This window comes from Nonomuraea purpurea (genome assembly GCF_042650645.1).
In the GTDB taxonomy this organism is placed as follows: domain Bacteria; phylum Actinomycetota; class Actinomycetes; order Streptosporangiales; family Streptosporangiaceae; genus Nonomuraea; species Nonomuraea purpurea.
The window spans coordinates 26,278-49,137 of the sequence record NZ_JBHSBI010000044.1; the positions used below are offsets into that span (position 1 = coordinate 26,278).

Genomic DNA, 22,860 nt, shown 5'->3' on the forward strand with positions numbered 1-22,860 from the left:
CCTCCTGCTGCTCATTCGTATGAGCAGGTTGGTCAAATGGATTGATCCCGGACGCTAAGCACAGAACGCCCACTCGTCAAGGGGGGCCGAAAAGTTTCGGTCACACTCTTGACGTCTGCTCGTAACGTCCTTAGCGTCCCTGTTCATACGTAGAAGCACCAGCCCTTCCTGGTTCGGCTGGCTTGCGCATACGTATGCGCACACCCCCCTGGAGACACACATGGCAAGAAGAGGACTCCTGGTCGTTGTCGTGATGATGCTCGCCACCGCGTGCTCGGCAGGTGGCCAGAGCCGCCCGAACGGCGGCGCTCGCGCGGACACGATCATCTTCGGCAAGACTGACGGCGGCACGACGTACGTCCGCAACTACAACGTCGTCGGCCCCGGGACGCAGAAAACCCCGAACTCGGAGATGATCTACGAGCCACTGGCCCGCATCGACTACAGCGACGGCGGCACGGTCAAACCGTGGCTGGCCGAGAGCCTGGAGTTCGACGAGAAGGGCACCCGGCTCACGATCAAGGTGCGTCAGGGCGTGAAGTTCTCCGACGGAGCGCCGCTGAGGGCCGACGACGTCGTCTTCTCCCTGGGCCTGCCCCTGGACAATCCGGACTTCAACCTGGCCGGCACCACATACAAGGCCGTGGAGAAGGTGGATGAGTCCACGGTCGCGGTCACGTTCGACAGCCCCGGGTTCAGCGAGGTCAACCAGTTCGCCTCACCGGTGTTGCCGATGTTGCCGAAGAAGCTCTGGGAGAAGCAGGACCTCAACACCTGGACGAACCCGGACCCCGTGGGCACCGGGCCGTTCGTCCTGGAGTCGTTCGCCGCCCAGCAGATCACGCTGCGCGCCCGCGACGACTACTGGGGCGGCACGTTCCCCATGAAGTACCTGAAGATCATCCCTACCAGCGCCGACTCGGGGAAGGCCCAGTTGCTGCGCGGCGAGATCGACTGGGCGCTCCAAGCCTGGTCCGGCGCCCAGGAGGAGTACGTCGCCAAGGACCCGCAGGCGCACCTCTACCAGATGTACGCCACCGGTGGCGCGTACTCGATGCTCTACAACACCGCCAGACCGCCCTTCGACGACGTGCACGTGCGCCGCGCGCTGGCGATGACGATCCCGAGGAGCGACATCGTCACGACGCTCAACCGCCCCGGCACCGAGGCGGGCCCCACCGGGCTGGTCGACCTGGTCTACAAGGACTGGCTCAAACCGGAGTACCGGGGCAAGGTGCAGCAGGTGGACGCCGAGGGCGCCAAGCGCGAACTGGCCGCCGGCGGCTGGACGGTCACCGACGGCAAGCTGGTCAAGGACGGCACGTCATACGAGCCCACCATCTCCTTCAACCAGGACTTCGGCTGGGCCTCCTACGCCGACATCATGGTCAACAGCTGGAAGTCGGCGCTCGGCCTGCAGGTCAAGCCCGCGGGAGCCCCAGGCGCGAACCTGTATGAGAGTCAGCAGCTCGGCAAGTTCGACCTGACGATCCTCGCCACGGGCGGCGCCGGGGCGAGCGGCGTCTACAGCATGCTGGCCGGCCGCGCCGCCAAACCCATCGGCAAGAAGGCCGCCACCAACCTGGGCCGCTGGCGGGACCCGGCCACGGACGCCACGCTCGCCAAACTGCTGGGCACGTCCGACGTCGGACGCCTCAAGCAGTACGCCCAGGAGATGCAGTCGATCGTGGCGGACAAGGTGCCCTTCAGCCCGATCTACAACTCGTACTGGTTCGTGGTGATCAACGCCGGTCGATGGACCGGCTGGCCGACACCCGAGAAGTTCAGCTACGTACCGTTTCCGGGGCTGGGCCCGGACAGCACGATGACGCTCATGAACCTCAAGCGTGCTGCCCAATGACCGGCAAGCGCTTCCTGGCCAGACGGCTCGGCTTCTACGCCGTCGCCGTGTGGTCGGCGGTCACCCTGAACTTCCTCATCCCGCGTCTCATGCCGGGCAACCCTTCGCTGGCGATCATCGAGGAGCTGGAGCGGGTCAGCGGCCAGTCGCTGCCGCCGCGCACGCTGGAGTCCATCCAGCGCCTGTTCGGCGACCCGAGCGCCAACCTCGGCGCCCAGTACCTGGAGTATCTGGGCCAGCTCACCCGGCTGGACCTGGGCGTGTCGATCAGGAACTTCCCGACCCCGGTCAGCGACCTGGTCTGGCAGGGGCTGCCGTGGACGTTGCTGCTGGTCGGCAGCACCACGGTGGTGGCCTTCCTGATCGGCACCGGGCTCGGCGTGATCGCCGGGTGGCGGGCCGGCGGCCGGTTCGACTCGATCGTCAGCCCGCTGACCACGTTCGTGTCGTCGGTGCCGTACTTCTGGGTGGCGCTGCTGGGGCTGTGGGCGTTCGGCTTCGTGCTCGGCTGGTTCCCGCTCGCCGGCGGCTACGACCCGGACCTGCTGGTGGGGTTCAACGCGCCGTTCGCGCTGAGCGTCCTGCACTACGGCGCGCTGCCCGCCGCCACGATCGTGTTCTCGGCGTTCGGCGGCTGGCTGCTCGGCATGCGCAACATGACCGTCACCACGGTCCGCGAGGACTACGTGCTGCTCGCCCTGGCCAAGGGCCTTTCACCCAGGAGGGTCATGCTCCGGTACGCGGCCCGCAACGCCATGCTGCCGAACTTCACGGGCTTCGCCCTCGCGCTCGGCGGGGTCGTCGGCGGCGCGCTTCTGACCGAGATCGTCTTCAGCTATCCCGGCATCGGCTACCTGCTCTACGCCTCGCTCCAGCAGCGGGACTATCCGGTCATGCAGGGTGTCTTCTTCCTCATCACGCTCACCGTGCTGCTGGCCAACCTGGTCGCCGACTCGGTGTACGCGCTGCTCGACCCCCGCGTCAGGGAGCGGGCATGAAGGTACGCGTCGGTGTGGTGATCATCGCGTTCTTCGCGCTGGTCGCGATCTTCGGTGACTGGTTCAGCCGGGCCGTGCTCGGCCTCGATCCCCGGGCCAACGACATCAAGGCCATCGCCCAGCCGCCGTCGGGTGAGCACCTGCTCGGCACCACCCAGTTCGGCCAGGACGTGCTGGCCCAGGTGATCGCGGGGGCGAGCGGCTCGATGTTCGTCGGGTTCCTGGCGGCGGCGATCGGCACGACGCTGGCGGTGCTGGTCGGCGTGACCGCCGGCTATTTCGGCGGCGGCGTGGACGGCGCCCTGAACTTCCTGACGAACCTCTTCCTGGTCATGCCGGTGCTGCCGCTCATCTTCATCGTGGCCGGCTACCTGCAGGGCACGGGTCTGTGGACGATCGCGTTGATCATCGGGCTGTTCGGCTGGGCAGGCGGCGCCCGTACCCTGCGGGCCCAGGCCATGAGCGTGGCCAGCCGCGACTTCGTGCGCGCCATGCGACTGCTCGGCGAGAGCAACCGCCGGCTGATCTTCGCCGAGGTGCTGCCGCACCTGACCGGGCTGATCGCCTCGATGTTCCTGCACGCGATGATCGGCGCGGTGCTGGCCGAGGCGGGGCTGGCCTTCCTCGGCATCTCCGACTCCGGGGCGATCAGCTGGGGCACCATGATCCAGTCGGCGCAGCAGCAGAGCGCGGTGCTGCGCGGGTTGTGGTGGTGGTTCGTGCCGCCGGGACTGTGCATCGCGCTCATCGGCACGGCCGCCGCGCTGGTCAACTTCGGCGTGGACGAGGTGGCCAACCCCAAACTCCGGGTCACCAGGACACGGCGGGGACGGATGGTAAGGAGCCAGGCGGCATGACCTCCCAGACACAGGAACAACCCCTGGCGACCGGGGCCGCCGACGGCGCCGTGCTGGAGGTGGAGGGCCTCTGCGTCGAGTACGCCGGGGAGGTGCGGGCCTGCGTGGACGTGTCGTTCACGCTGCGCAGGGGCGAGATCCTGGGCGTGGCCGGGGAGTCGGGATCCGGCAAGTCCACGCTGATCACCGCCCTGACCCGGCTGCAGCGTCCGCCCGCCGAGACCACCGCGGGCCGCATCCTCTACCACGGCCGCGACGGCGGCCCGCCCGTCGACCTCGTCGCGCTCGACGCCGGGCGGCTGCGGGCCCTGCGCTGGACGAGCGTGTCCATCGTCCTGCAGAGCGCCATGGACGCGCTGAACCCGGTGATGCGGCTCGGCGCCCAGTTCGCGGACGTGCTGCGCGCCCACGACCGGAGGATGGGCAAGAAGGAGGCCTGGCGGCGGGCCGCGGAACTGCTGGCCATGGTCGGCATCTCCGGCGACCGGGCACGCGCCTACCCGCACCAGTTGTCCGGCGGCATGCGGCAGCGGGCGGCCATCGCACTCGCCCTTGCCTGCCGGCCCGACCTGGTGGTCATGGACGAGCCGACCACCGCGGTGGACGTCGTCATGCAGCGGCAGATCCTCGCCCAGGTGCTGCGCCTGCGCAGGGAGCTGGGGTTCGGCGTGGTGTTCGTCACCCACGACCTGTCTTTGCTGCTGGAGGTGGCCGACCGGATCGCCATCATGTACGCGGGCCGCATCGTCGAGATCGGCACCGCGCACGCGCTCTACGCCGATCCGAAGCACCCTTATACCCGGGGGCTGCGCGACTCGTTCCCGCCGCTGCACGCGCCGCTGCGGCCGCTGACCGGCATCCCCGGCAGCCCGCCCGACCTGCGCAGACCACTGCCAGGATGCGCGTTCCGTCCACGCTGCCAGAAGAGCTTCGACGGCTGCGAGCGGACCAGGCTCGAGCTGGTCACGGTCGGGGAACACGAGGTCGCCTGCCTGCTCTACCCTGCTGGAGATGATCTGTCATGAGCGAGCCCGTGCTCGAAGCGCGTGCCGTCGCCAAACACTTCCCCGTGGGCAGGCACGGCGTGGTGCGGGCCGTGGAGGACGCCACGCTGGCGTTGCTGCCCGGCCGGATCGTGGCGCTGGTCGGTGAGAGCGGCAGCGGCAAGACCACGCTGGCGCGCGTGCTGGCCCGCTTCTATCCGCCCACCAGCGGTGAGGTGCTGCTGCACGGACAGAGCAGCGGCGGCCGCGACTACCACGGTGACGTGCAACTGATCTTCCAGGACCCGTTCGGGTCGCTCAACCCGCTGCACCGCGTCCGCTACAACCTCGAACGCGCCCTGCGCCTGCACCATGGCACGCGCGACAGGCGGGAGCTGGAGCGGCAGGTACTGGAACTGCTCGAACGGGTCAGCCTCACCCCGGCCCGCGACTACGTCGACAAGTTCCCCCACGAACTGTCCGGCGGCCAGCGCCAGCGGGTCGTCATCGCCCGCGCGCTCGCGGTCCGCCCGAAGGTGCTGCTCGGTGACGAGCCCATCTCGATGCTGGACGTGTCGATCCGGCTCGACATGCTCAACCTGCTGGCCCGGCTGCGCGACGAGAACGGGCTGGCGCTGCTCTACATCACCCACGACATCGCCGGCGCCCGCTACCTCTGCGACGACATCGTCGTCATGTACGCCGGGCGCATGATCGAGGGCGGGCCGAAGGAAGAGGTGATCGCCCGGCCCCGCCACCCGTACACCAAGCTGCTCATCGAATCCTCACCCGACCCCGACCGGGGCGAGGACGAACGGGCCGCGCTGTTCGCCGACGCGGACGAGCTGGGAGAACCGCCGAGCCTGGCGAACCCGCCCGCCGGGTGCCGGTTCCACCCGCGCTGCCCGTTCGCGATGCCCGAGTGCGAGCAGAGCCCGCCACCGCGCACCGAGTTGGGCGGCGGGCACTGGGCGCACTGCTGGCTGCACCACAAGGGCCGGGCCGGGGAACTCGCGTCCACCACCCACGCCGCCGCGATGGCGCGGCGGCCCGGCAAGGAGAAAGCGCCATGACGCCCAAGCGCCGCGGGCAGGCCCCGCGCCAGTCCGACGTGGCCAGGCTGGCGGGGGTGTCCCAGTCAGCCGTATCCCGCGTCATCAGCGGGGACGTGGACACCGCTCGCATCCCCGAGGAGACCCGCCGGCGGGTGCTCGCGGCGATCAAGGAGCTCGGGTACGTGCCCAACCCGTCCGCGCGCAACCTGCGGAACAAGCGCAACATGCTGATCGGCGTACACACCTTCGAGGCGGTCTTCCCGCACGCCCGCGACAACTTCTACTTCGACTTCCTGCTCGGCATCGAGGAGCGGGCCGAGGAGACGGGGTTCGACCTGGTGCTGTTCACCTCGACCGGAGCGGGCGACGGGCGGCGCAGGGTCTACCGCGACGGCACCAACCGGCTCAACCTGGCCGACGGCAGCGTGCTGCTGGGGGTCTCCACCGACCGGGCGGAACTGGCCCGGCTGTGGGCCGACGGCTATCCGTTCGTCCACATCGGCCGCCGGGAGGTGCCTGGCGCCGAGATCCCATGCGTCATCCCCGACTACCGCAGCGCGACCAACGGCATCGTGGACAAACTGGCCGGGCACGGCCACCGCCACTTCGCCTACCTGCGCGAGCCCAAGGAGATGGAGCCATACGCCGACCGGCGTCACGGCTACCGCGAGGCGGTCGAACGGCTGGGCCTGACCGACAGGTCACCCGGCTTCCGCGGCGAGAGCGAGCTGACCGACGACTGGATCGACGAGATCGTCCGGGGCGAGGAGACGGCCGTGGTCTCCGAGAGCGTCCGGCTGGCCGAGCAACTGTTCCAGGGGCTGGCCGCGCGTGGCGTGCGGGTGCCGGAGGACGTCTCCGTCGCCGTGCTCGAAGCCGACTGGGGAGGCACCTCCGCCCAGTGGGACTCCCTGGAGATCCCGCGCCTCGCCATCGGCCGCATCGCCGTCGACCGGCTCATCGAGATGCTCGACGACCCCGACCAGCCGGCCACGAGCCTGCTCGTGCCCTGCCCGATCGTTCCCGGCACGACCATCGCCGCCGCTCGGCAGCGGCGGCCCTGACCCACGGCCCGGCCCTCATTCACACGCGTTCATTCACGATAAGGAGCCCACGGGGAATGGCGGAACTCCAGACTGACGTGCTCATCGTCGGCGGCGGCCTCGGAGGCGTCGCAGCCGCGCTCACGTCCGCGAAACTCGGCCGAAGCGTGATCATCACCGAGCACACCGACTGGCTCGGCGGCCAGTTGACCGCCCAGGCCGTCCCGCCGGACGAGCACGCCTGGATCGAGCGGGAGTTCGCCCCGCCCGGATACGCCGAGCTGCGGCGACGCGTACGCGAATACTATCGGCGCAACTACCCGCTGCGCCCCGGCGCGGCCCCGCTCCTCGACCCGGGGCTCGGCATCGTCAGCAGAATGTGCCACGAGCCACGCGTGGCCGTCGCCGTCATCGACGAGATGCTCGCCCCCTGGCGGGCGTCGGGCCTGATCACCGTGTTACTCCGGCACGCGCCCGTCGCCGCGCGGACGAACGGCGACAAGGTGGACGCCGTCACGCTTCGCGATCTGGAGACAGGTCACGAGCTGACCGTGGCGGCACCGTACGTGATCGACGCCACCGAACTGGGCGACCTGCTGGAACTCGCGGACGTCGAGCACGTCGTCGGAGCGGAGGGCCGCGACACCACCGGCGAACCGCACGCCCCCGACACCGCCGACCCCCTCGACCAGCAGGCCATTTCGTGGTGCTTCGCGCTGGAGCACCGGCCGGGCGAGGACCACGTGATCGACCGGCCCGCCGGCTACGAGCACTGGCGGGACACCGTCGCGCCGTTCTGGCCGGGGCCGCAGCTCTCGTGGACGGACGTCGTGCCGATCACGCTGGAGCGGCGGGAGTGGCAGTTGTTCGGCGACAGGACCGGGCACTTCGATCTGTGGCAGTTCCGCCGCATCCTGGCCGCCGAACAGTTCACCGGCATGACCGACCTGACCATCGTGAACTGGCCGCAGATCGACTACTGGGAGGGCCCGCTGCTCGGGGCCGACCCATCCGCCGCCCTGGCGGGGAGCCGGGAGCTGTCGCTGTCGTTCCTGTACTGGATGCAGACCGAGGGCGGCTACCCGGGCCTGCGACTGCGGCCCGACGTGACCGGCACCCGCGACGGGCTGGCCAAGACGCCCTACATCCGCGAGTCGCGCCGCATCGTGGCCGAGTTCACCGTCCTGGAGCAGCACGTCGGCGTGCAGGCCAGGCCGGACGGCGCGGGCAGCGAGATCTTCCCCGACAGCGTGGGGCTCGGCCGCTACCGCATCGACCTGCACCCCAGCACCGCGGGGCGCAGCTACGTCGACATCGAGGCGTACCCGTTCCAGATCCCGCTCGGGGCGCTCATTCCCGTGCGCGTGGACAACCTGCTGCCCGCCAACAAGAACATCGGCTCCACGCACATCACCAACGGCTGCTACCGGCTGCACCCGGTCGAGTGGGCCATCGGCGAGGCGGTGGGCGCGCTGGCGGGCTTCTGCCTGGCCCGCGACCTGCCGCCGCGCAAGGTCCGCTCCGACGCCGCGCAGTTGTCGGACTACCAGCGCCTGCTGAGCGACACGCTCGGCATCGTGCTCGCCTGGCCGGAAGAGATCCGCACCCACCGAGAGTAGGAGTCAATGCCCCGTTCAACAGCCATCGTCGCCCTGATCCTCGGCCTGCTCACCCTGACCCCCGCCCAGCCCGCCGCCGCGGCGAGCGCGTCGTTCATCGACCGCTTCGACGGCGCGCTCGACACGACCCGCTGGTACGTCTCCGACGGCTGGAACAACGGCGCCCACCAGAACTGCCAGTTCAACAAGAACAACGTGCGCGTGGCGAACGGGGCGCTCACCATCACCTTCGACGACAAGGCGTACGGGGACCGCCGGTACTCGTGCGCCGAGGTCCAGTCCCGCGCCCGCCCGGGCTACGGCACGTTCGAGACCAGGATGAAGGCGGGCAAGGGCAGCGGACTGAACTCCGCCTTCTTCTCCTACATCGGCCCGGTGCACAACCAGCCGTGGGACGAGATCGACTTCGAGGTGCTCGGCAAGGACACCTCCAAGGTCGAGGTGAACTCGTGGGTCAACGGCACCTCCTCCGGCGGCTTCCCGGTCGCGCTGCCCGCCGACTCGGCCTCGACCTATGTCGACTTCGCCTACGTGTGGGAACCCGGACGGCTGCGCTTCTTCGTCAACGGCAAGCTGGTCAAGACCCTCACCGGCGCCCAGGTGCCCACCCACGAGCAGATCCTGTTCGCCCAGATCTGGGGCAGCGACACGCTGAGCAGTTGGATGGGCCCCTTCACCTACCCTGGCCACCCCGTCGAGGCGTCATACGACTACATCGCCTACACCAAGCTCGGCGACCCGTGCCAGTTCACCGGCTCCGTCGCCTGCTCCGTCACCACCTCGTTCGTGGACGATTTCGACACCCTCGACGCCTCCCGCTGGTACGTCTCCGACGGCTGGAACAACGGCGCCAAGCAGAACTGCACCTGGGACCGGCAGCAGGTCGCCGTCTCCGGGGGCATGCTCAACCTGTCGTTCGCCAAGAAGGCGATCGGTGACCGGCAGTACGCCTGCGCCGAGATCCAGTCACGGCTTCGCCTCGGCTACGGCACCTACGAGGCCCGGTTGAAAGGGGTCGCCGGGTCCGGCCTGATGTCGGCGATGTTCACCTACGTCACCGGGGAGGCCATCGACATCAAGGTCATGGGCCGGGATCCCGGCAAGGTCAAGCTCCTGGCCTGGGACGACACGATGCCGCTCGGGGAGAAGCTGGTGCCCGTACCAGAAGGGTTCGTGGATGTGGGCATGGTGTGGTCAGCCACCAAAGTTGACTTCTACGTCAACGGCACCAAAGTTCATTCCATAACGGACGCCACGCGGCTGCCCAAGCTCAACGCCAACCTGTTCCTCAACGTGTGGGGAAGTGACACCTCGATCGAGCACATGGGGCCGTTCACGGATCCGGGCAAGACGCTCACGTTCCAGGTGGACCGGGTCGCCTACACGGCCCCCGGCACCCCCTGCCAGTTCACCGGCTCCATCGCCTGCGCCTGATCGCGTGGGGCTGCCGGCGCAGGCACGTTCCCGACCTGGACGTGCCTGCGTCCGCCACGATCCAGAGAAAGGTTCCGGCATGGCATCACTCGACAACGCGGCGGCGCGGGCCGTCGAGACGTTCCAGCCCGGGCCGGGCATGCACACGCTCACCGCCGGACGCGGCCTGCTGTTCGGCGGGGACTACAACCCCGAGCAGTGGCCGGAGCACGTGTGGGCCGAGGATGTCGAGCTGATGCGGGCCGCCGGGGTCAACCTCGTCACGGTCGGCGTGTTCAGCTGGGCGCGGATCGAGCCCGAGCAGGGAAAAAGGGACTTCGCCTGGCTGGACCGGGTGCTCGACCTCATGAGCGAGGCCGGGATCGCGGTGGACCTGGCCACCCCCACCGCCTCCCCGCCGCCGTGGCTGGGGCACCGCCGGCCGCAGACGCTGCCGGTGGACGAGTCGGGCCACCGCCTCTGGTACGGCTCGCGCAACCAGTTCTGCCCATCGTCGCCCGTCTACCGGGAGCGAGCCCTGGCCCTGGTCGCGGACCTGGCCACCAGGTACGCGGGCCACCCCGCGCTGGCCCTGTGGCACGTGGGCAACGAGTACGGCCAGATCTGCCACTGCGACGAGTCCGCCAAGGCGTTCCGGACCTGGCTGAAGGACCGCTACGGCGACCTGGACACGCTCAACGACGCATGGGGCACCACGTTCTGGAGCCAGCGTTACAGCGACTGGGCCGAGATCATCACCCCGCGCCGCGCCCCGTCCATGATCAACCCGTCGCAGCAACTGGACTGGCGGCGCTTCTGCTCCGACGCCCTGCTCGCCCACTTCCGCGCGGAACGCGACGTCCTGCGTGCGCGGACCCCCGACACCCCGATCACCACCAACTTCATGGGCCTGTTCAAACCGGTCGACTACTGGTCGTGGGCCGACGAGGAGGACATCGTCTCCAACGACCACTACCCCGACCCGTCGGACCCCCTCGCGCCCGCCCGCGCGGCGCTCACGCACGACCTCATGCGCGGCCTGGCCAAGGGCAGGCCGTGGCTGCTGATGGAGCAGTCCACGAGCGCGGTCAACTGGCGCCCGCACAACCCGCCCAAACCGCCTGGCCGGCTCAGGCTGGAGTCGCTGCAGGCCGTCGCCCGCGGCGCCGACGGCCTGTGCTACTTCCAGTGGCGGGCCTCCCGGTTCGGCGCCGAGCGCTTCCACTCCGCGATGCTCCCGCACGCGGGCCCGGACACCCGCCTGCACGCCGAGGTCCGCGCGCACGGCCGGGAGTTGCGCGAACTGGCGTCCGTGGCGGGGCAGCCCGTGCCCGCGCGGGTGGCGATGGTCTTCGACTGGCCGAACTGGTGGGCGCTGGAGGAACGCGGCCGGCCGAGCGACCGTCTCAACGCCACCGACCAGCTCTTCTGCTACTACCTGCCGTTCTGGGAGCGCGGCGTGAGCGTGGACCTGGTGCCCCCGTCGGCCGACCTGCGGGGCTACTCCCTGGTCGTGGTGCCGAACCTGTTCCTGATCAGCGACGAGGACGCCGCGGCGCTGAGCGGCTACGTGCGCGGCGGCGGGGTCCTGGTCGTGGGCCCGTTCTCGGGGATCGTGGACCAGCGGGCGCACGTGCGTACCGGCCGGTTTCCCGCGCCGCTGCGCGACGTGCTCGGCGCGTCCGGCGAAGAGCACCGGCCCGCGGACGGCCCCGTGCGCTGCCGGTGGACCACTGGGACGGAGTTCGCCGCGCACACCTGGACCGAACTGGTCGCCGCGGAGGGCGCCGAGACCATGGCCGAGTTCGCCGAAGGCGGGCCCGCGGTGCTGCGGCACCGGTCCGGGCAGGGCGTCGCCTGGTACGTGGCGACGATGCCCGAGCCGGACGCGCTCGGCGAACTGGCCACGCGGGCGCTGGCCGACGCGGGCGTGCACGGGGTCCTGCCGGACCTGCCGCGCGGTGTCGAAGCGGTACGCCGCGGCGACGTGCTGTTCCTGCTCAACCACGGCACGGACACGGTACGTGTGCCCCTTCCGCACGCGGCGACGGACCTGCTGACCGGATCCGCCGCGGACGGCGAGCTCACGCTGTCGCCGCAGGAGGTCGCGGCCCTCGTGAATCCCTCACCAACGGGGAACCGAGTCCGATCATGAGGCGGCCCTCCCGCTCGCTCCTCCCTCGTCGAGAAGGCTGTTGAGGAGCGGGACTCGGCGCTCGGTGTGGTCGTCGATCGCAAGGAGAGCCACGCTCAGGTCCAGGTCGGGTACGCGGGCGTGCAGGGCGCGCAGACCTGTCCAGCCGCCGCCGTGCCGATAGACGCGGTGCCCGGCGTGTGATCGGACGCCGATCCCCCAGGCGTAGTCGATCGGTCTTCCGTCATCGAGGCGTCCAGGAGTCTGCATGAGCTCCGAGATGCCGAGTTCGTCGGCGTTGAGCGCCTGGCTCCAGCGCAGCAGATCGCGGAGGGTCGTCCATACTCCCCCATCACCCAGGGACAGCGGGGCGGGATGAAGACGGGCAAGCGGCGCGGCTCCCGGGGGCATGGGGTCAGGCCCGGACCAATAGCGGGTGTCCGCCATCGCCAGCGGGACGAAGAGGTGACGCTGGGCGAAGTCGGACAGCGTCATGTCCGCCGCTCGTTCCACTGCCGCGGCCAGGCAGACGTACCCGGCGTTGGAATACCGGTGTTCGGTTCCCGGCCGGCGGACCAGGGCCGGGAACCGGGTGAGCGCTCGGATGATGCCCGAGGTGGTCCGGTCGGCTTCGCCGGCGATGATGGCATCGATCTCGGAGTCGGCGGGGAGGGCCGCCGTGTGATGGACGAGGTGCCGGAGCCGGATGGCGCCGGCCCACGCCGGCAGCCGCGGCAGCCAGCGTGACAGGGACGATTCCATGTCCAGCGCACCGCGCTGAACGAGCAGAGCCGCGCAGGCAGCGGTCATCTGCTTCGACAGCGACGCCGCGTAGGTGACCGTCGTACCGGTCAGCCCTTGAGCCAGGAGGATGGGCGGCGCGCCGCGTCGTCGCATGCCGACCACAATCGGTTCGTCACTGCGGTAGCCGGCTTCGGAGACGAGGGCTGTCATTCGCTGAAGCATCTGGGACACGAAATGATCCTTTCCCGCACCTTGCCGGTGTCCCTGCACGCCTTCACGATGGGGAGCCTCGGCAGAAATGTCGACTAGGGGGTCAGCCCACATAAGCCCAAAACCCACATTGAGTGGATCTTGAGTGGGTGAGCCGGGTGGGTTGATGAAGCTGTGATCTTCTTCGTCTTCTGCGCGCGTGTTCGTCTCGCTACGGTGTGTGGTGGTGGAGCGCGTACGACGGTGCCTGGCGCGGAGGACGTCGCGCAGCTGTCGCCCTACCTGGCGGCGCACATCAGCCGGTTCGGCCTCTACGCCACCGACGTGCTGCGACTGCGGCCTGATGACTTCGACCCCGACCTGCCCGAAATCGACTTCACCACCCTTGCCGAGGCGGCGTAGCGCTCCACCTTTGCTCACGCGGTGACGGGCTGGAAGAGGTTCGATCTCGGTGGTTTTGTTGATCGGCGTGAAGCGCCAGGCGATATGTCGGAAGCGGGCTGATACAGCCGCGTACGGGGCCAGACTGGAGTGCGCGAAAACAGGGGCAACGAGTCCGGCACCACCTTCATGCTCAGCCCCTGAAGGGTTGGGTTTTGTCAAGACGCACGATCAGGCCATCCACCAGACGGCACTCCTCCGGGGGCCCTGATCCCATGGGGTAGAACGAACCGATGCAGAATCCGCTCATGGCTGCCGGTGTCGGCGGCATCGTCGAAGTTGGGTATGTGGTTGGACGGGTTGCCGGGGTCGACCCGGACGGGCGGTATGTGGCAGTCGCGCGGGGTGGAGTCGTGACGGTCCATGATGCCGATGTCGCGCTGGGCTCGGTGATGTCTTGTACACCGACCAGGCCGTTTCACCAGCTTGCTGTGCGCCCCGGTGGGGAGAGCATCGCCGTGCTCGGTGAGGACTTGACGGTCGAGTTGTGGCGATCCGATGGCACGGTGCGACGACTGCCCGGTAGCAGGGCGGGCCGGGACAACGCGGATCGAGAAGGTCGGCGAAGGTCCTTGGATTTTGACTCGGGGCAGCGTGGCTGGCTTCAGTTCACCGCCGACGGCTCGTATCTGCTCTTCGGGGAAACCGTGCTTGAGGGGCCCGCCCGGTTGAACCTGCTGGACGCGGCGACGCTGGCGCACATCGACGGTGTCTCGGCCCTGCAAAGCCGCACAATAGGTGAAACGTTGATCAAGGACTGGGGGGAGGGGGTGGAGGCCGCCTGTGCGGTAGCGCCATCGACCGCGGTCGCCTTCGCGGCGGGCTGCGGCGACGACACCAAGGTCCTGGCCGTCGCCGAGGTGGTGCAGGACCGGTTGCGGCTGTATGGGGCCATGCCCGGCCAGACTTCGCTCGCCGACGGCATCCCCGGCGAACGGGTGATGGGGCTCGCGTTGCCTGCGTCTGGTGGGCTGGTGGTGCTCGACTCCGACGAGTTCCTGTCAGCCATCCGCTGGCGTGATCCCGCGGCAGGGACACAGCGCCTCGCCAGCGGCTATCGGCTCCTTCGAGCCGACGACGGCGAACCACATCCGTTGTTCGCCACCAGATTGCGCGCTCTGGGCACCGATGACCTGGCAGTCGGCTTGAACGGTCCCATGTTCACCCGAGGCCGGCTGCTGGCCATGGCAGCCGAAAAGGAGCGACGAATAGCGCGCGGCTGGGACTGGCAAACCGTCGGGCTGGTCTTCCTGGACCTTCAGACCGGCCAGTGGCTCGATTTCCTCGACCTGCCCGGGGCCGAGCGCCACGAGCGGATCTTCATCGACAACGGCATCGTCCATCAGAACATCGAGGAACGGACGAAGATCTCGCGGTGGCTGCCTTCGTCAGGACCCGGGGCTTGAACCTTTTCACCCTCGAGATCGCGTGTGGCGGTCAGTGATTTCGATCGTTTGTGGACTTCCCCCAGGTCATCGCGCGGAGCACGGCTTCGGTTGCGGTGGATCCGGTCATTGTCGAGCAGCTCGGCCGGGGCGCGCTGTCCGCCGCGCCGGTCCGGGCGTACCTGGTCGAGCTCGCCGAGCTGGCGCCGGCCAGCCGCAAGCGCAAGCGCGCCGCCGTCGCCTCCTTCTGCAAGTGGGCGGTCCGCCACGATCTCCTAGACGCCAACCCGATGGACCGGATCGACACCGTCAAGGTGCCCAAGAACCTGCCCCGCCCGGCCGCGGCGGCCGACGTCGCCAAGGTGCCGGCGGTGATCTGCTCACGGCGGCCGCGCAAGGAGGCGCCGCTGGACCGGCTGCGCGACCGGGTGCTGTTCGAGACCGCCTGCGTCTGCGGCGCCCGCGCCTCCGAAGTCTGCGGCCTGTACGTCGAAGACCTGGACCTACGCCTGGACGACGAACACGTGCGCATCTGCGGCAAGGGCGGCAGGGTGCGCACCGTCCTGCGGCCGCATTTCCCGGACGGGGTGTTCCTCATTGACCTGTTCGGCATGTCCCCGCAGCCTCTCGCCGTCGCCGAGGCGCTGGCCCGGCTGCTCCGGGCGCTCGGTGTCGCGGATCAGCAGATACCCCGCGACGTGTCCGGGCGTGCCTCCCTGTACCGGTCGCTGCTGCGCGAGCGGCGCGTCCTGGTCGTGCTCGACAACGCCGCCTCAGAAGAGCAGGTCCGTCCGCTGCTGCCCGGTGGTGGCCTGAGCCGGGCCCTGCTGACCAGCCGCCGGCTGCTGGCCGGGCTGGAGGGCGTGCGCCGGCTGAGTCTGGGTCCCCTGCCAGTGCCGGACGCCATCGACCTACTGATCGGGATGTTGGGTGAACGCTCCGCATCGGATGGGGAAGCGGTGCTCGCCCGGCTTGCACATCTGTGCGGCGGTCTGCCCCTGGCGCTGCGGATCATCGGCAATCGCCTGGTGAGCCGGCCCGCGTGGGACCCCGCCGAACTGGTCGCCCGGATGACGGACGAGGAACGCCGCCTCGATCAGCTCAAGGCCGGCGACCTCGCGATCGCCACCGCGTTCGGGATGTCCTACGAGCAACTCCCGGAGACCGCGCGGCGGGTCTTCCGGCGACTCGCCCTGGTGCCTGGCCGGGACTTCGACGCCGCCCTCGCCGCGGTCGCCGGCGAGATCACGATCGAGGACGCCTGGGACGCGCTCGACGAACTCGTCGATCTCGGCCTGCTGCACGACAGCGCGTCGGGCCGCTACCGCTTCCATGACCTGGTACGGCTGTTCGCCCGCGACCGGCTGCACGCGGAGCAACCCGCGCAGGAGCGCGACGCGACCAGCGAGCGGGTGACCTCGTGGCTGCTGCGGACGGCCACGACCGCAGGGAGGTGGTTCGAGCCCGCGTACGGCCGTCCCGACCAGCCGGGCGCCGGTTTTGTCCGATTGTCCTCGCCGCAAGAGGCCGACCACTGGCTGCGCGTGAACGTGGACAACTGGCTGGGCGCGTTGCGGACGGCGGCGAGCGGCGGTCGTCACTCCGACGTCCTCGACTGCGCCGAGTCGATGGACTGGTTCTCCGACCGGTGGATGCACGCGCCGCACTGGCACGAGGTCTTCACCCTCGGCGCCGAGGCCGCCGCCACTCTGGGCGACCCGGCCCGCCAGGCCAGGCAGTTCAACCTGCTGGCCTGGGTTCATCTGCTGCCGCGAGACGATCCGGCGACCGCGCTGCGGTACACGGCGCAGGCGCTGGACCTGGCGACCCGCAGCGGCGCCACGGCGCAGATCGCCTCGGCCCACCACAACGCGGGAGGCGCGCTGCGCAGGCTCGGACGGCTCGACGAGGCCATCGCGTCGGAAACCCGGGCGGCGAAGCTGTTCCAGGCCGCCGGCGACATCGATTCGTACTGCCAGTGTCTCGGCGCCCTCGGCACCTGCCTGCGCGACGCCGGGCACCACGCCGAGGCACTGGAGCACTACCTCGGCTTGGAGGCCCTGCTGAACGACGACCGGTCGGGGGTGACGCCGAGCATCGCGGCGTTCACCCGGCCGATCGCGCTGGCCCGCGTCGGCGAATGCCTGGCGTCGCTCGGCCACCGGTCCGAGGCGATCACCAAGCTCACCGAGGCGATCGCCCTCATGGAGCAGGCCCGGTTACCCGTCCCGCAGGCCGGTTCCCTGGAGATCCTGGCGGCCTTGCTCGCGCAGGAGGGCCGGGCCGGCGAGAGCCGCCAAGCGTACGCGCGTGCGGCCGAAGTGCACGCGGCGATCGCCGACGCCGAGGCGGCCGGCACCACCCCCTGACCCCGCACGGTTCGCGCATACTTCTGCGTGCTCGTCTGCATGGCCTGCCGCCCCGCACACGACTTGGATGGAGGGCGTCGGACAGGCATCGGGCCTGTCCCTCCACATCAGGAGCGATCATGACGACCATCAGGAACATCGTGCTGGTGCACGGTGGGTTCGTGGACGGTTCCGGCTGGCGGGGCGTCTACGACGAGCTGACCAGAAACGGGTTCGGCGTCCGGATCGTGCAGAACCCGACGCTGTCGCTGGAGGGCGACGCCGCCGCGACCCGTCAGGTCCTCGACACGCTCGACGGCCCGGCCGTCCTGGTCGGCCACTCCTACGGCGGGGCCGTCATCAGCGAGGCCGGCACCCACCCGAACATCGCGACGCTGGCCTACATCGCCGCGTTCGCCCCCGACAAGGGCGAATCGGTCAGCACGCTCATCGCAGACCCGCCGCCCGGAGCACCGGTGCCGCCGATCCTGCCGCCGCGCGACGGCTTCCTGTTCCTCGACCGCGACAAGTTCCACGGCTCGTTCGCCGCCGACCTGCCCGCGCAGACCGCCGCGTTCCTGGCCGACTCCCAGGTGCCCTGGGGCGTGGACGCCCTCAGCGGGGCGGTGACCGAGCCTGCCTGGCGGCACAAGCCAAGCTGGTACCTCGTCGCGACCGAGGACCGCATGATCCCGCCGTCGGCCCAGCGCACCATGGCCGAGCGCGCCGGAGCGACCGTCGTCGAGGTCGTCGGCAGCCACGCCGTCTACGTCTCCCAGCCCGCCGCGGTCGCCGACCTCATCCGACAGGCCGCCGCCTGACGACAAGGCCGTCGGCGCATTCGCATGACGGCGCTGCGCTACGCGGATGTGTCGTCCTCGATCGCGGCGGCGCGCGCAGCGGGCCCTGGCCCGGTTTCGTCAACATCCCGTCCAAGATCGGGCAGGTCGCCGCCGTGCGCGCGCTGGCCGCGCAACGCCGTGAGCAGGACGCCGAGCACGGCATCCTGCTCGCCGCGGTCTGCCCGGGAATGATGAACACGCCCACCTCGGGCGTGTGGTGGGACGTGAGCCACGCGCCCAGTCCGGCGCAGGCCGCCGTCGCCTTGCTGGACCTCGCCCTCGAACCCGTCCGATCCTCCCATTACGGCGAAGTCCTGCCCTGGGCTCCCTGGCGATAGCGCCGTGCACGGGCCGCCACCGGTTTCAGGGTCATAGCTGTCAGCGCACAGCGGTCTTGACGAGGGCGGTGATCGTCTTTGCGGCTTCGTCACTCAGTTCGGTCACGGCGAAGGACGTGGGCCACAGGCCGCTGTCGTCCGCGAGGTTTGCTTCGGAGGTGAAGCTGAAGGTTGAATAAGGCTCTTTGTCCACGTGCCCGCTACGGAAGAAGCACACAACCTTCCCTTTTCTGGCGTAGGCTGGCTGTCCGTACCACAGCTTCGGCGCCAGCTCTGGGGCGTTGGCGGTGACGATGGCGTGGATGCGTTCGGCCACCGCCCGGTCAGACGGCTCCATCTCCGCGATCTTCGACAGTACGTCGAGTTCATCGGCGGCTGCCTTGTTGCCACGACCGCGGTTCGCCTCCTTCTTCAGTTCCGCGGCGCGCTGCTTCATGGCAGCACGTTCTTCCTCGGAGAAGCCGTCCGTGCCGGTGTTCGCGCTCATCGCTGTCACTCCCCTGGTCGTTACCGGTGTGAAGTGCCTGTGACGCTAGCCGTGCCGCAAGCTCCGGCGCTTCTCGATTCTTGATCGATGCTCGCCCTGTGCTTCCATGGTGGCAACGGCCCTGACGCCCGCGCGGCGGGTGCAAGGTGGAACGATGGTGCGTATGGGGCTCGGGCGTGTGGAGGCGCAACAACTGCGCGACATCGCCGTGATCCGTCGTGTCCGAGACCGGATCGATCGTGAGTACGCCAAGCCGCTGAACCTCGAGGCGCTGGCCCGTGGGGCGCACATGTCGGTCGGGCACCTGAGTCGAGAGTTCCGTCGCGTCTACGGCGAGTCTCCGTACTCGTATCTGATGACCCGGCGGATCGAACGGGCGATGACGCTGCTGCGCCGCGGAGACCTGAGCGTCACGGACGTGTGTTTCGAGGTGGGCTTCTCCTCGCTGGGCACGTTCAGCACGAGGTTCACCGAACTGGTCGGCGTGCCGCCGAGCGTCTACCGACGTGACCACTCCCAGGCCGCGGCGGGCATTCCGCCGTGTCTGAGCAAGCAGGTGACCAGACCGGTCAAGAATCGAGAAGCCCGCGCCCGGTAGTCATACATAGCGTGATGGGCATGAACATCACCATTCAGCACGCCTTCCTCCCGCACACCGACCCCGAGGCCGCGCTGGGTTTCTACCGCGACATCCTGGGCTTCGAGGTCCGGGCCGATGCCGGCTACGAAGAGATGCGGTGGATCACCGTCGGCCCTGTGGGACAGCCCGGCACCTCCATCGTGTTGCACCCGCCCGCGGCCGATCCGGGCATCACCGATGAGGAGCGCCGCATCATCGTGGAACTCATCACCAAGGGCGTCTACACCGCCATCACGCTGGCCACCGACGACCTCGACGGGCTTTTCGACCGTCTCCAGGCCGCGGGTGCCGATGTGGTCCAAGAACCCATCGACCAGGACTACGGAGTCCGCGACTGCGCCTTCCGTGATCCGGCCGGCAACCTCATCCGCGTGACCAGCGCACCTGCGTGAGCCAGGCCGCACGACTCTCACACCAGATCAGCCGTCCCCTCAAAGCACGAAGGAACCACCCGATGCCGCTCTCTATCGACATCATCACTCTCGGCGTACCACAGGTAGAAGCCGCAGGCGCCTTCTACGCCTCCGCGTTCTCAACCAAGGCCACCGACGACGACCACACCGCCGGCCTCGACCTGCACGGCACCGGACGGCTCGCCCTCCGGCAGATCGACGCGCTCGCCACCGACTCCGGCACGATGCCGGCGACCTCGGGTTTCCGTGGCTACGTCCTGTCCTCGATCGTCAACCAGCCCGCCGAGATCAAGGCGCTCCTGGAAGCCGCCACCGCCGAAGGCGCCACGGTCATCAAACCGCCGAAGAAGCAGCTCTTCGGCGAGTTCACCGCCGTCTACCAGGCACCGGACGGGGCCGTGTGGAAGCTGGCCGCGGCCTCCAAGAAGGACACCGATCCCGTCCCCGACCCGCCGAAGCCGACCGAGACCGCCATCTACCTCGGCGTCGCCAAACCGAAGGCGTCCAAGGCGTTCTACGAGAGGCTGGGCATGAGCGCCGACCACGACTACGGCGACAAGTTCATCGACTTCACCATCGCCGACGGCGTGTGCCGGCTGGGCCTGCTGCCCCGCAAAGCCCTCGCCAAGGACGCCGGCGTCGACGAGCACGGCGACGGCTTCTCCGCGCTCGTCCTCACCCACACCGCCGCGTCCCGGGACGACGTCGACGCTCTTCTCGCCGCCGCGGGCTCTGCCGGCGGCCGGGTCACCGCCGCAGCGACCCAGAGCGACCAGGGTGACTACACCGGTCACTTCACCGACCCCGACGGCTACCACTGGAGAATCACCACAACACCGGCATGACGTACATGTCTGAACACTGGTGGTCATCTGTCGTGGTGGAACCCATGTCCACATGTCGATCATCGCGCTAAGGTCTAACCCCTGATTCGTGCTATGGACCACATTGCCGAAGAAGTTCCTTCCACCCCCCAACAGAAGATCCATAGGAGGTAGAGCGCGTGAGCTCTGGCAAAAAGATCTGGTCGGTGGCGCTGCTCGCCACGGTCATGCTGGCGGCCACCGCGGGCTGCGGCAGCGGCGCGAACACCAACGGCAAGATCAAGCTGCGCTTCTCCTACTGGGGCAGTGACGCCCGCAAGAAGATGACCGAAGAGGCGATCGCGAAGTTCGAGGCGAAGAACCCGACCATCGAGATCGAAGGCGTGATCTCCGACTTCCCCAGCTACTACGACACGCTGGCCACGAGGGTCGCCGGCAGGGACGCGCCCGACGTCATCACCCTGGAAATCCGCGCTCTGCGTGAATACGCGGAGCGCGGCGCGCTGGCCGACCTGGCGGCCAAGGTCAACACCTCCGACATCGACAGCAAGCTGCTGACCACCGGAGTCGTCGTCGGCAAGCAGTACGCCATCCCCACCGGTGTCAACGCCTTCTCCATGGTGGTCAACCCGGCGTTGGTCAAGCAAGCCAGAGTCGTGCTTCCCGATGACAGTTCGTGGACGTGGGAGGACTTCATCGAGTTGTGCTCCAAGGTCACCGCCGGCAGCGGCGGAAAGGTCACGGGCACGCAGCTGAGCTGGAACCCCGCTTACCTGCAGATCTACGCCGCGCAGAGGGGCGAGCTGTTCTACGACGGCAACAAACTCGGCCTGTCCCCGCAGACCATCAAGGACTGGTGGGGCATCACACAGAACCTGATCAGAACGAAGGGCTCCCCCGACGCCGCCAAGAGCTCCGCGATATACGACGCCGGCATCGCGAAGACGCTGATCGGCACCAACACCGGCGCGACGACCATGATGTGGAGCAACGTTCTGGGCGCGGCCACCAAGGCCTCGGGCCAGAACCTGGAGCTGCTGCGGATGCCGAGGATCAGGGCCGCCACGACCGGCGGCATGTTCCTGCAGCCGAGCATGTTCTACGCCGCCTACTCCGAGTCGAAGCATCCCTTCGAAGCGGCCAAGTTCATCGACTTCATGGTCAACGACCCCGAGGCCGGTCAGATCATCCTCAGCGACCGCGGCCTGCCGGCCAATGCCAAGGTGCTGTCGGCGGTCAGCGGCAAGCTGCCGGACGCGGACCAGAAGACGATGGCGTTCGTCAACGAAATCCGTGGCGAGCTCGCCACCCCGCCCGCCGCCCCGCCGAAGGGCTCCAGCGCCATGGAGAGCATCCTCAAGCGATACTCCGAAGACGTCATCTTCAGCCGGATGACCCCTGACGTGGCCGCGCGGAAGTTCATCACCGAGGCCAACGCCTTACTCGCAGGCTGAAGCGCCGCCCGTTCGGGCCCACCTCGCGGCCGGCCACCGGGCTCCGGCCGCGAGCAGGCAGGCGCCCGCCGCGCCGATGCGCACTTGGCGGCACCTTGACGCAGGTCATCGCCGCCGGGAGAGGATACGCCGTGAGATCACCTCTTTCGACGGCCCCTGCCATTCCTGCCGGGACTCTTGCCGCCGGTCCGCAACCGACGCTTTCCGCCCTGGGCGGCCTGCTTCTGCGCCCCTGGAACTTTCTGACGCACCAGTCTTCCTTGCTGCTTACCAGGATCCCGAGATCCGGCATTGGCACACTCGTCAACCCGCATCTGAAGATCAGGTCCGTGCGTGGTTCGAGCAGTATCGCCAGGCTTGGGCACAGGAGACGGGCGCGAGTTGGGCGGTGACCCGTGGCGGGGGTGAGGTGCTGGGGCGCATCGCCATGGGCGGAGTCAATCTCGATGACGGCGTCGCGGGGTGCGCATACTGGGTGCTCCCGGCCGCCCGCGGAGCGGGTGTGGCCTCCCGCGCGCTGACGGCCTTGAGCGTCTGGGCACTGGGCGAAGCCGGGTTCCACCGGCTGCATCTGGATCACTCGACTCGCAACCACGCCTCCTGCCGGGTCGCCGTCAAATGCGGTTTCCCCCTGGAGGGCACCAAGCGCAGCGACGCCGTCCACTCCGACGGCCGGCACGACATGCACCTGCACGCCCGCATCCGGGGTGACGATTGACTCGCCTGATGCCGGATTCGTCCGCGAAGGCACCCGCCGAAGCCCGTCTCTGG

At 69.0% G+C, this 22,860-nt stretch carries 21 protein-coding genes; 19 read left to right on the forward strand and 2 right to left on the reverse strand.

The features are described from left to right. Nucleotides 1–220 precede the first annotated feature (220 nt). The 9 genes from ACFOY2_RS49855 to ACFOY2_RS49895 all read left to right on the forward strand — a co-directional run bounded on the left by ACFOY2_RS49855 (nt 221) and on the right by ACFOY2_RS49895 (nt 11,984). A complete protein-coding gene (locus ACFOY2_RS49855; protein ID WP_379535211.1) occupies nt 221–1,861 on the forward strand; it encodes an ABC transporter substrate-binding protein in 1,641 nt (546 codons plus the stop codon). Continuing rightward, nucleotides 1,858–2,859, forward strand: coding sequence for an ABC transporter permease (locus ACFOY2_RS49860; RefSeq protein ID WP_379535212.1), 1,002 nt, complete (start codon nt 1,858–1,860; stop codon nt 2,857–2,859). The genes ACFOY2_RS49855 and ACFOY2_RS49860 overlap by 4 nt, the downstream gene beginning before the upstream one ends. Further along, nucleotides 2,856–3,716 carry an ABC transporter permease gene (locus ACFOY2_RS49865; protein WP_379535213.1) on the forward strand — a complete coding sequence of 287 codons (861 nt, stop codon included), beginning with the start codon at nt 2,856–2,858 and terminating at the stop codon, nt 3,714–3,716. Before ACFOY2_RS49860 ends, ACFOY2_RS49865 begins: the two co-directional genes overlap by 4 nt. After that, nucleotides 3,713–4,741 carry an ABC transporter ATP-binding protein gene (locus tag ACFOY2_RS49870; protein ID WP_379535214.1) on the forward strand — a complete coding sequence of 343 codons (1,029 nt, stop codon included), beginning with the start codon at nt 3,713–3,715 and terminating at the stop codon, nt 4,739–4,741. The genes ACFOY2_RS49865 and ACFOY2_RS49870 overlap by 4 nt, the downstream gene beginning before the upstream one ends. Further along, nucleotides 4,738–5,772: an ABC transporter ATP-binding protein gene (locus ACFOY2_RS49875; protein WP_379535215.1), complete on the forward strand. Its 1,035-nt coding sequence runs from the start codon at nt 4,738–4,740 to the stop codon at nt 5,770–5,772. The genes ACFOY2_RS49870 and ACFOY2_RS49875 overlap by 4 nt, the downstream gene beginning before the upstream one ends. Then, nucleotides 5,769–6,818, forward strand: a complete 1,050-nt coding sequence (locus ACFOY2_RS49880) for a LacI family DNA-binding transcriptional regulator (protein WP_379535216.1) — start codon at nt 5,769–5,771, stop codon at nt 6,816–6,818. The genes ACFOY2_RS49875 and ACFOY2_RS49880 overlap by 4 nt, the downstream gene beginning before the upstream one ends. 56 nt (nt 6,819–6,874) lie before the next feature. Further along, a complete protein-coding gene (locus tag ACFOY2_RS49885; RefSeq protein ID WP_379535217.1) occupies nt 6,875–8,416 on the forward strand; it encodes an FAD-dependent oxidoreductase in 1,542 nt (513 codons plus the stop codon). A 6-nt stretch (nt 8,417–8,422) separates the two neighbouring features. Then, entirely contained in the window at nt 8,423–9,850 is a 1,428-nt protein-coding gene (locus ACFOY2_RS49890) for a family 16 glycosylhydrolase (RefSeq protein WP_379535218.1), read from the forward strand. A gap of 79 nt (nt 9,851–9,929) precedes the next feature. Next, on the forward strand, nt 9,930–11,984 hold the full coding sequence (locus ACFOY2_RS49895; RefSeq protein ID WP_379535219.1) for a beta-galactosidase: 2,055 nt from the start codon (nt 9,930–9,932) through the stop codon (nt 11,982–11,984). On the opposite strand, the gene ACFOY2_RS49900 is transcribed toward ACFOY2_RS49895, so the two are convergent. Then, complete coding sequence (locus ACFOY2_RS49900; protein WP_379535258.1) at nt 11,979–12,929, reverse strand: serine hydrolase domain-containing protein; 951 nt, start codon at nt 12,927–12,929, stop codon at nt 11,979–11,981. The two genes, ACFOY2_RS49895 and ACFOY2_RS49900, sit on opposite strands and share 6 nt — an antisense overlap. Nucleotides 12,930–13,160: 231 nt before the next feature. Between ACFOY2_RS49900 and ACFOY2_RS49905 the strand changes: the two genes are divergently transcribed. The 5 genes from ACFOY2_RS49905 to ACFOY2_RS49925 all read left to right on the forward strand — a co-directional run bounded on the left by ACFOY2_RS49905 (nt 13,161) and on the right by ACFOY2_RS49925 (nt 18,271). Then, nucleotides 13,161–13,319, forward strand: coding sequence for a hypothetical protein (locus ACFOY2_RS49905; RefSeq protein ID WP_379535220.1), 159 nt, complete (start codon nt 13,161–13,163; stop codon nt 13,317–13,319). A gap of 272 nt (nt 13,320–13,591) precedes the next feature. Beyond that, on the forward strand, nt 13,592–14,764 hold the full coding sequence (locus ACFOY2_RS49910; protein ID WP_379535221.1) for a hypothetical protein: 1,173 nt from the start codon (nt 13,592–13,594) through the stop codon (nt 14,762–14,764). Between the two features lie 95 nt (nt 14,765–14,859). After that, nucleotides 14,860–17,112, forward strand: a complete 2,253-nt coding sequence (locus tag ACFOY2_RS49915; RefSeq protein WP_379535222.1) for a tetratricopeptide repeat protein — start codon at nt 14,860–14,862, stop codon at nt 17,110–17,112. Between the two features lie 119 nt (nt 17,113–17,231). Next, a complete protein-coding gene (locus ACFOY2_RS49920) occupies nt 17,232–17,912 on the forward strand; it encodes an alpha/beta fold hydrolase (protein ID WP_379535223.1) in 681 nt (226 codons plus the stop codon). 134 nt (nt 17,913–18,046) lie between these two features. Beyond that, on the forward strand, nt 18,047–18,271 hold the full coding sequence (locus tag ACFOY2_RS49925; RefSeq protein ID WP_379535224.1) for a hypothetical protein: 225 nt from the start codon (nt 18,047–18,049) through the stop codon (nt 18,269–18,271). A 40-nt stretch (nt 18,272–18,311) separates the two neighbouring features. Here ACFOY2_RS49925 and ACFOY2_RS49930 read toward each other — a convergent pair whose 3' ends face one another. Next, nucleotides 18,312–18,758 (reverse strand): iron chaperone, encoded by a 447-nt coding sequence (locus tag ACFOY2_RS49930; RefSeq protein WP_379535225.1) that lies wholly within the window; start codon nt 18,756–18,758, stop codon nt 18,312–18,314. A 163-nt stretch (nt 18,759–18,921) separates the two neighbouring features. Between ACFOY2_RS49930 and ACFOY2_RS49935 the strand changes: the two genes are divergently transcribed. The 5 genes from ACFOY2_RS49935 to ACFOY2_RS49955 all read left to right on the forward strand — a co-directional run bounded on the left by ACFOY2_RS49935 (nt 18,922) and on the right by ACFOY2_RS49955 (nt 22,807). Next, on the forward strand, nt 18,922–19,356 hold the full coding sequence (locus ACFOY2_RS49935) for a helix-turn-helix transcriptional regulator (RefSeq protein WP_379535259.1): 435 nt from the start codon (nt 18,922–18,924) through the stop codon (nt 19,354–19,356). A gap of 20 nt (nt 19,357–19,376) precedes the next feature. Continuing rightward, a complete protein-coding gene (locus ACFOY2_RS49940; protein ID WP_379535226.1) occupies nt 19,377–19,790 on the forward strand; it encodes a VOC family protein in 414 nt (137 codons plus the stop codon). A gap of 62 nt (nt 19,791–19,852) precedes the next feature. Further along, the gene (locus ACFOY2_RS49945; protein WP_379535227.1) at nt 19,853–20,656 is read left to right on the forward strand and encodes a VOC family protein; all 804 of its coding nucleotides are present in this window, start codon (nt 19,853–19,855) and stop codon (nt 20,654–20,656) included. Between the two features lie 158 nt (nt 20,657–20,814). Continuing rightward, a complete protein-coding gene (locus ACFOY2_RS49950; RefSeq protein ID WP_379535228.1) occupies nt 20,815–22,089 on the forward strand; it encodes an ABC transporter substrate-binding protein in 1,275 nt (424 codons plus the stop codon). Between the two features lie 76 nt (nt 22,090–22,165). Continuing rightward, complete coding sequence (locus ACFOY2_RS49955) at nt 22,166–22,807, forward strand: GNAT family N-acetyltransferase (protein WP_379535229.1); 642 nt, start codon at nt 22,166–22,168, stop codon at nt 22,805–22,807. The last annotated feature ends 53 nt before the right edge of the window (nt 22,808–22,860 follow it).

Coding starts and splice junctions, on each gene's coding strand:
- ACFOY2_RS49880 (WP_379535216.1), top strand. CDS start 5,769: ATGACGCCCAAGCGCCGCGGGCAGGCCCCGCGCCAGTCCGACGTGGCC.
- ACFOY2_RS49940 (WP_379535226.1), top strand. CDS start 19,377: ATGAACATCACCATTCAGCACGCCTTCCTCCCGCACACCGACCCCGAG.
- ACFOY2_RS49895 (WP_379535219.1), top strand. CDS start 9,930: ATGGCATCACTCGACAACGCGGCGGCGCGGGCCGTCGAGACGTTCCAG.
- ACFOY2_RS49890 (WP_379535218.1), top strand. CDS start 8,423: ATGCCCCGTTCAACAGCCATCGTCGCCCTGATCCTCGGCCTGCTCACC.
- ACFOY2_RS49920 (WP_379535223.1), top strand. CDS start 17,232: ATGACGACCATCAGGAACATCGTGCTGGTGCACGGTGGGTTCGTGGAC.
- ACFOY2_RS49945 (WP_379535227.1), top strand. CDS start 19,853: ATGCCGCTCTCTATCGACATCATCACTCTCGGCGTACCACAGGTAGAA.
- ACFOY2_RS49855 (WP_379535211.1), top strand. CDS start 221: ATGGCAAGAAGAGGACTCCTGGTCGTTGTCGTGATGATGCTCGCCACC.
- ACFOY2_RS49870 (WP_379535214.1), top strand. CDS start 3,713: ATGACCTCCCAGACACAGGAACAACCCCTGGCGACCGGGGCCGCCGAC.
- ACFOY2_RS49930 (WP_379535225.1), bottom strand. CDS start 18,758: ATGAGCGCGAACACCGGCACGGACGGCTTCTCCGAGGAAGAACGTGCT.
- ACFOY2_RS49885 (WP_379535217.1), top strand. CDS start 6,875: ATGGCGGAACTCCAGACTGACGTGCTCATCGTCGGCGGCGGCCTCGGA.
- ACFOY2_RS49910 (WP_379535221.1), top strand. CDS start 13,592: ATGCAGAATCCGCTCATGGCTGCCGGTGTCGGCGGCATCGTCGAAGTT.
- ACFOY2_RS49955 (WP_379535229.1), top strand. CDS start 22,166: ATGCGCACTTGGCGGCACCTTGACGCAGGTCATCGCCGCCGGGAGAGG.
- ACFOY2_RS49875 (WP_379535215.1), top strand. CDS start 4,738: ATGAGCGAGCCCGTGCTCGAAGCGCGTGCCGTCGCCAAACACTTCCCC.
- ACFOY2_RS49860 (WP_379535212.1), top strand. CDS start 1,858: ATGACCGGCAAGCGCTTCCTGGCCAGACGGCTCGGCTTCTACGCCGTC.
- ACFOY2_RS49900 (WP_379535258.1), bottom strand. CDS start 12,929: ATGCTTCAGCGAATGACAGCCCTCGTCTCCGAAGCCGGCTACCGCAGT.
- ACFOY2_RS49935 (WP_379535259.1), top strand. CDS start 18,922: ATGGGGCTCGGGCGTGTGGAGGCGCAACAACTGCGCGACATCGCCGTG.
- ACFOY2_RS49865 (WP_379535213.1), top strand. CDS start 2,856: ATGAAGGTACGCGTCGGTGTGGTGATCATCGCGTTCTTCGCGCTGGTC.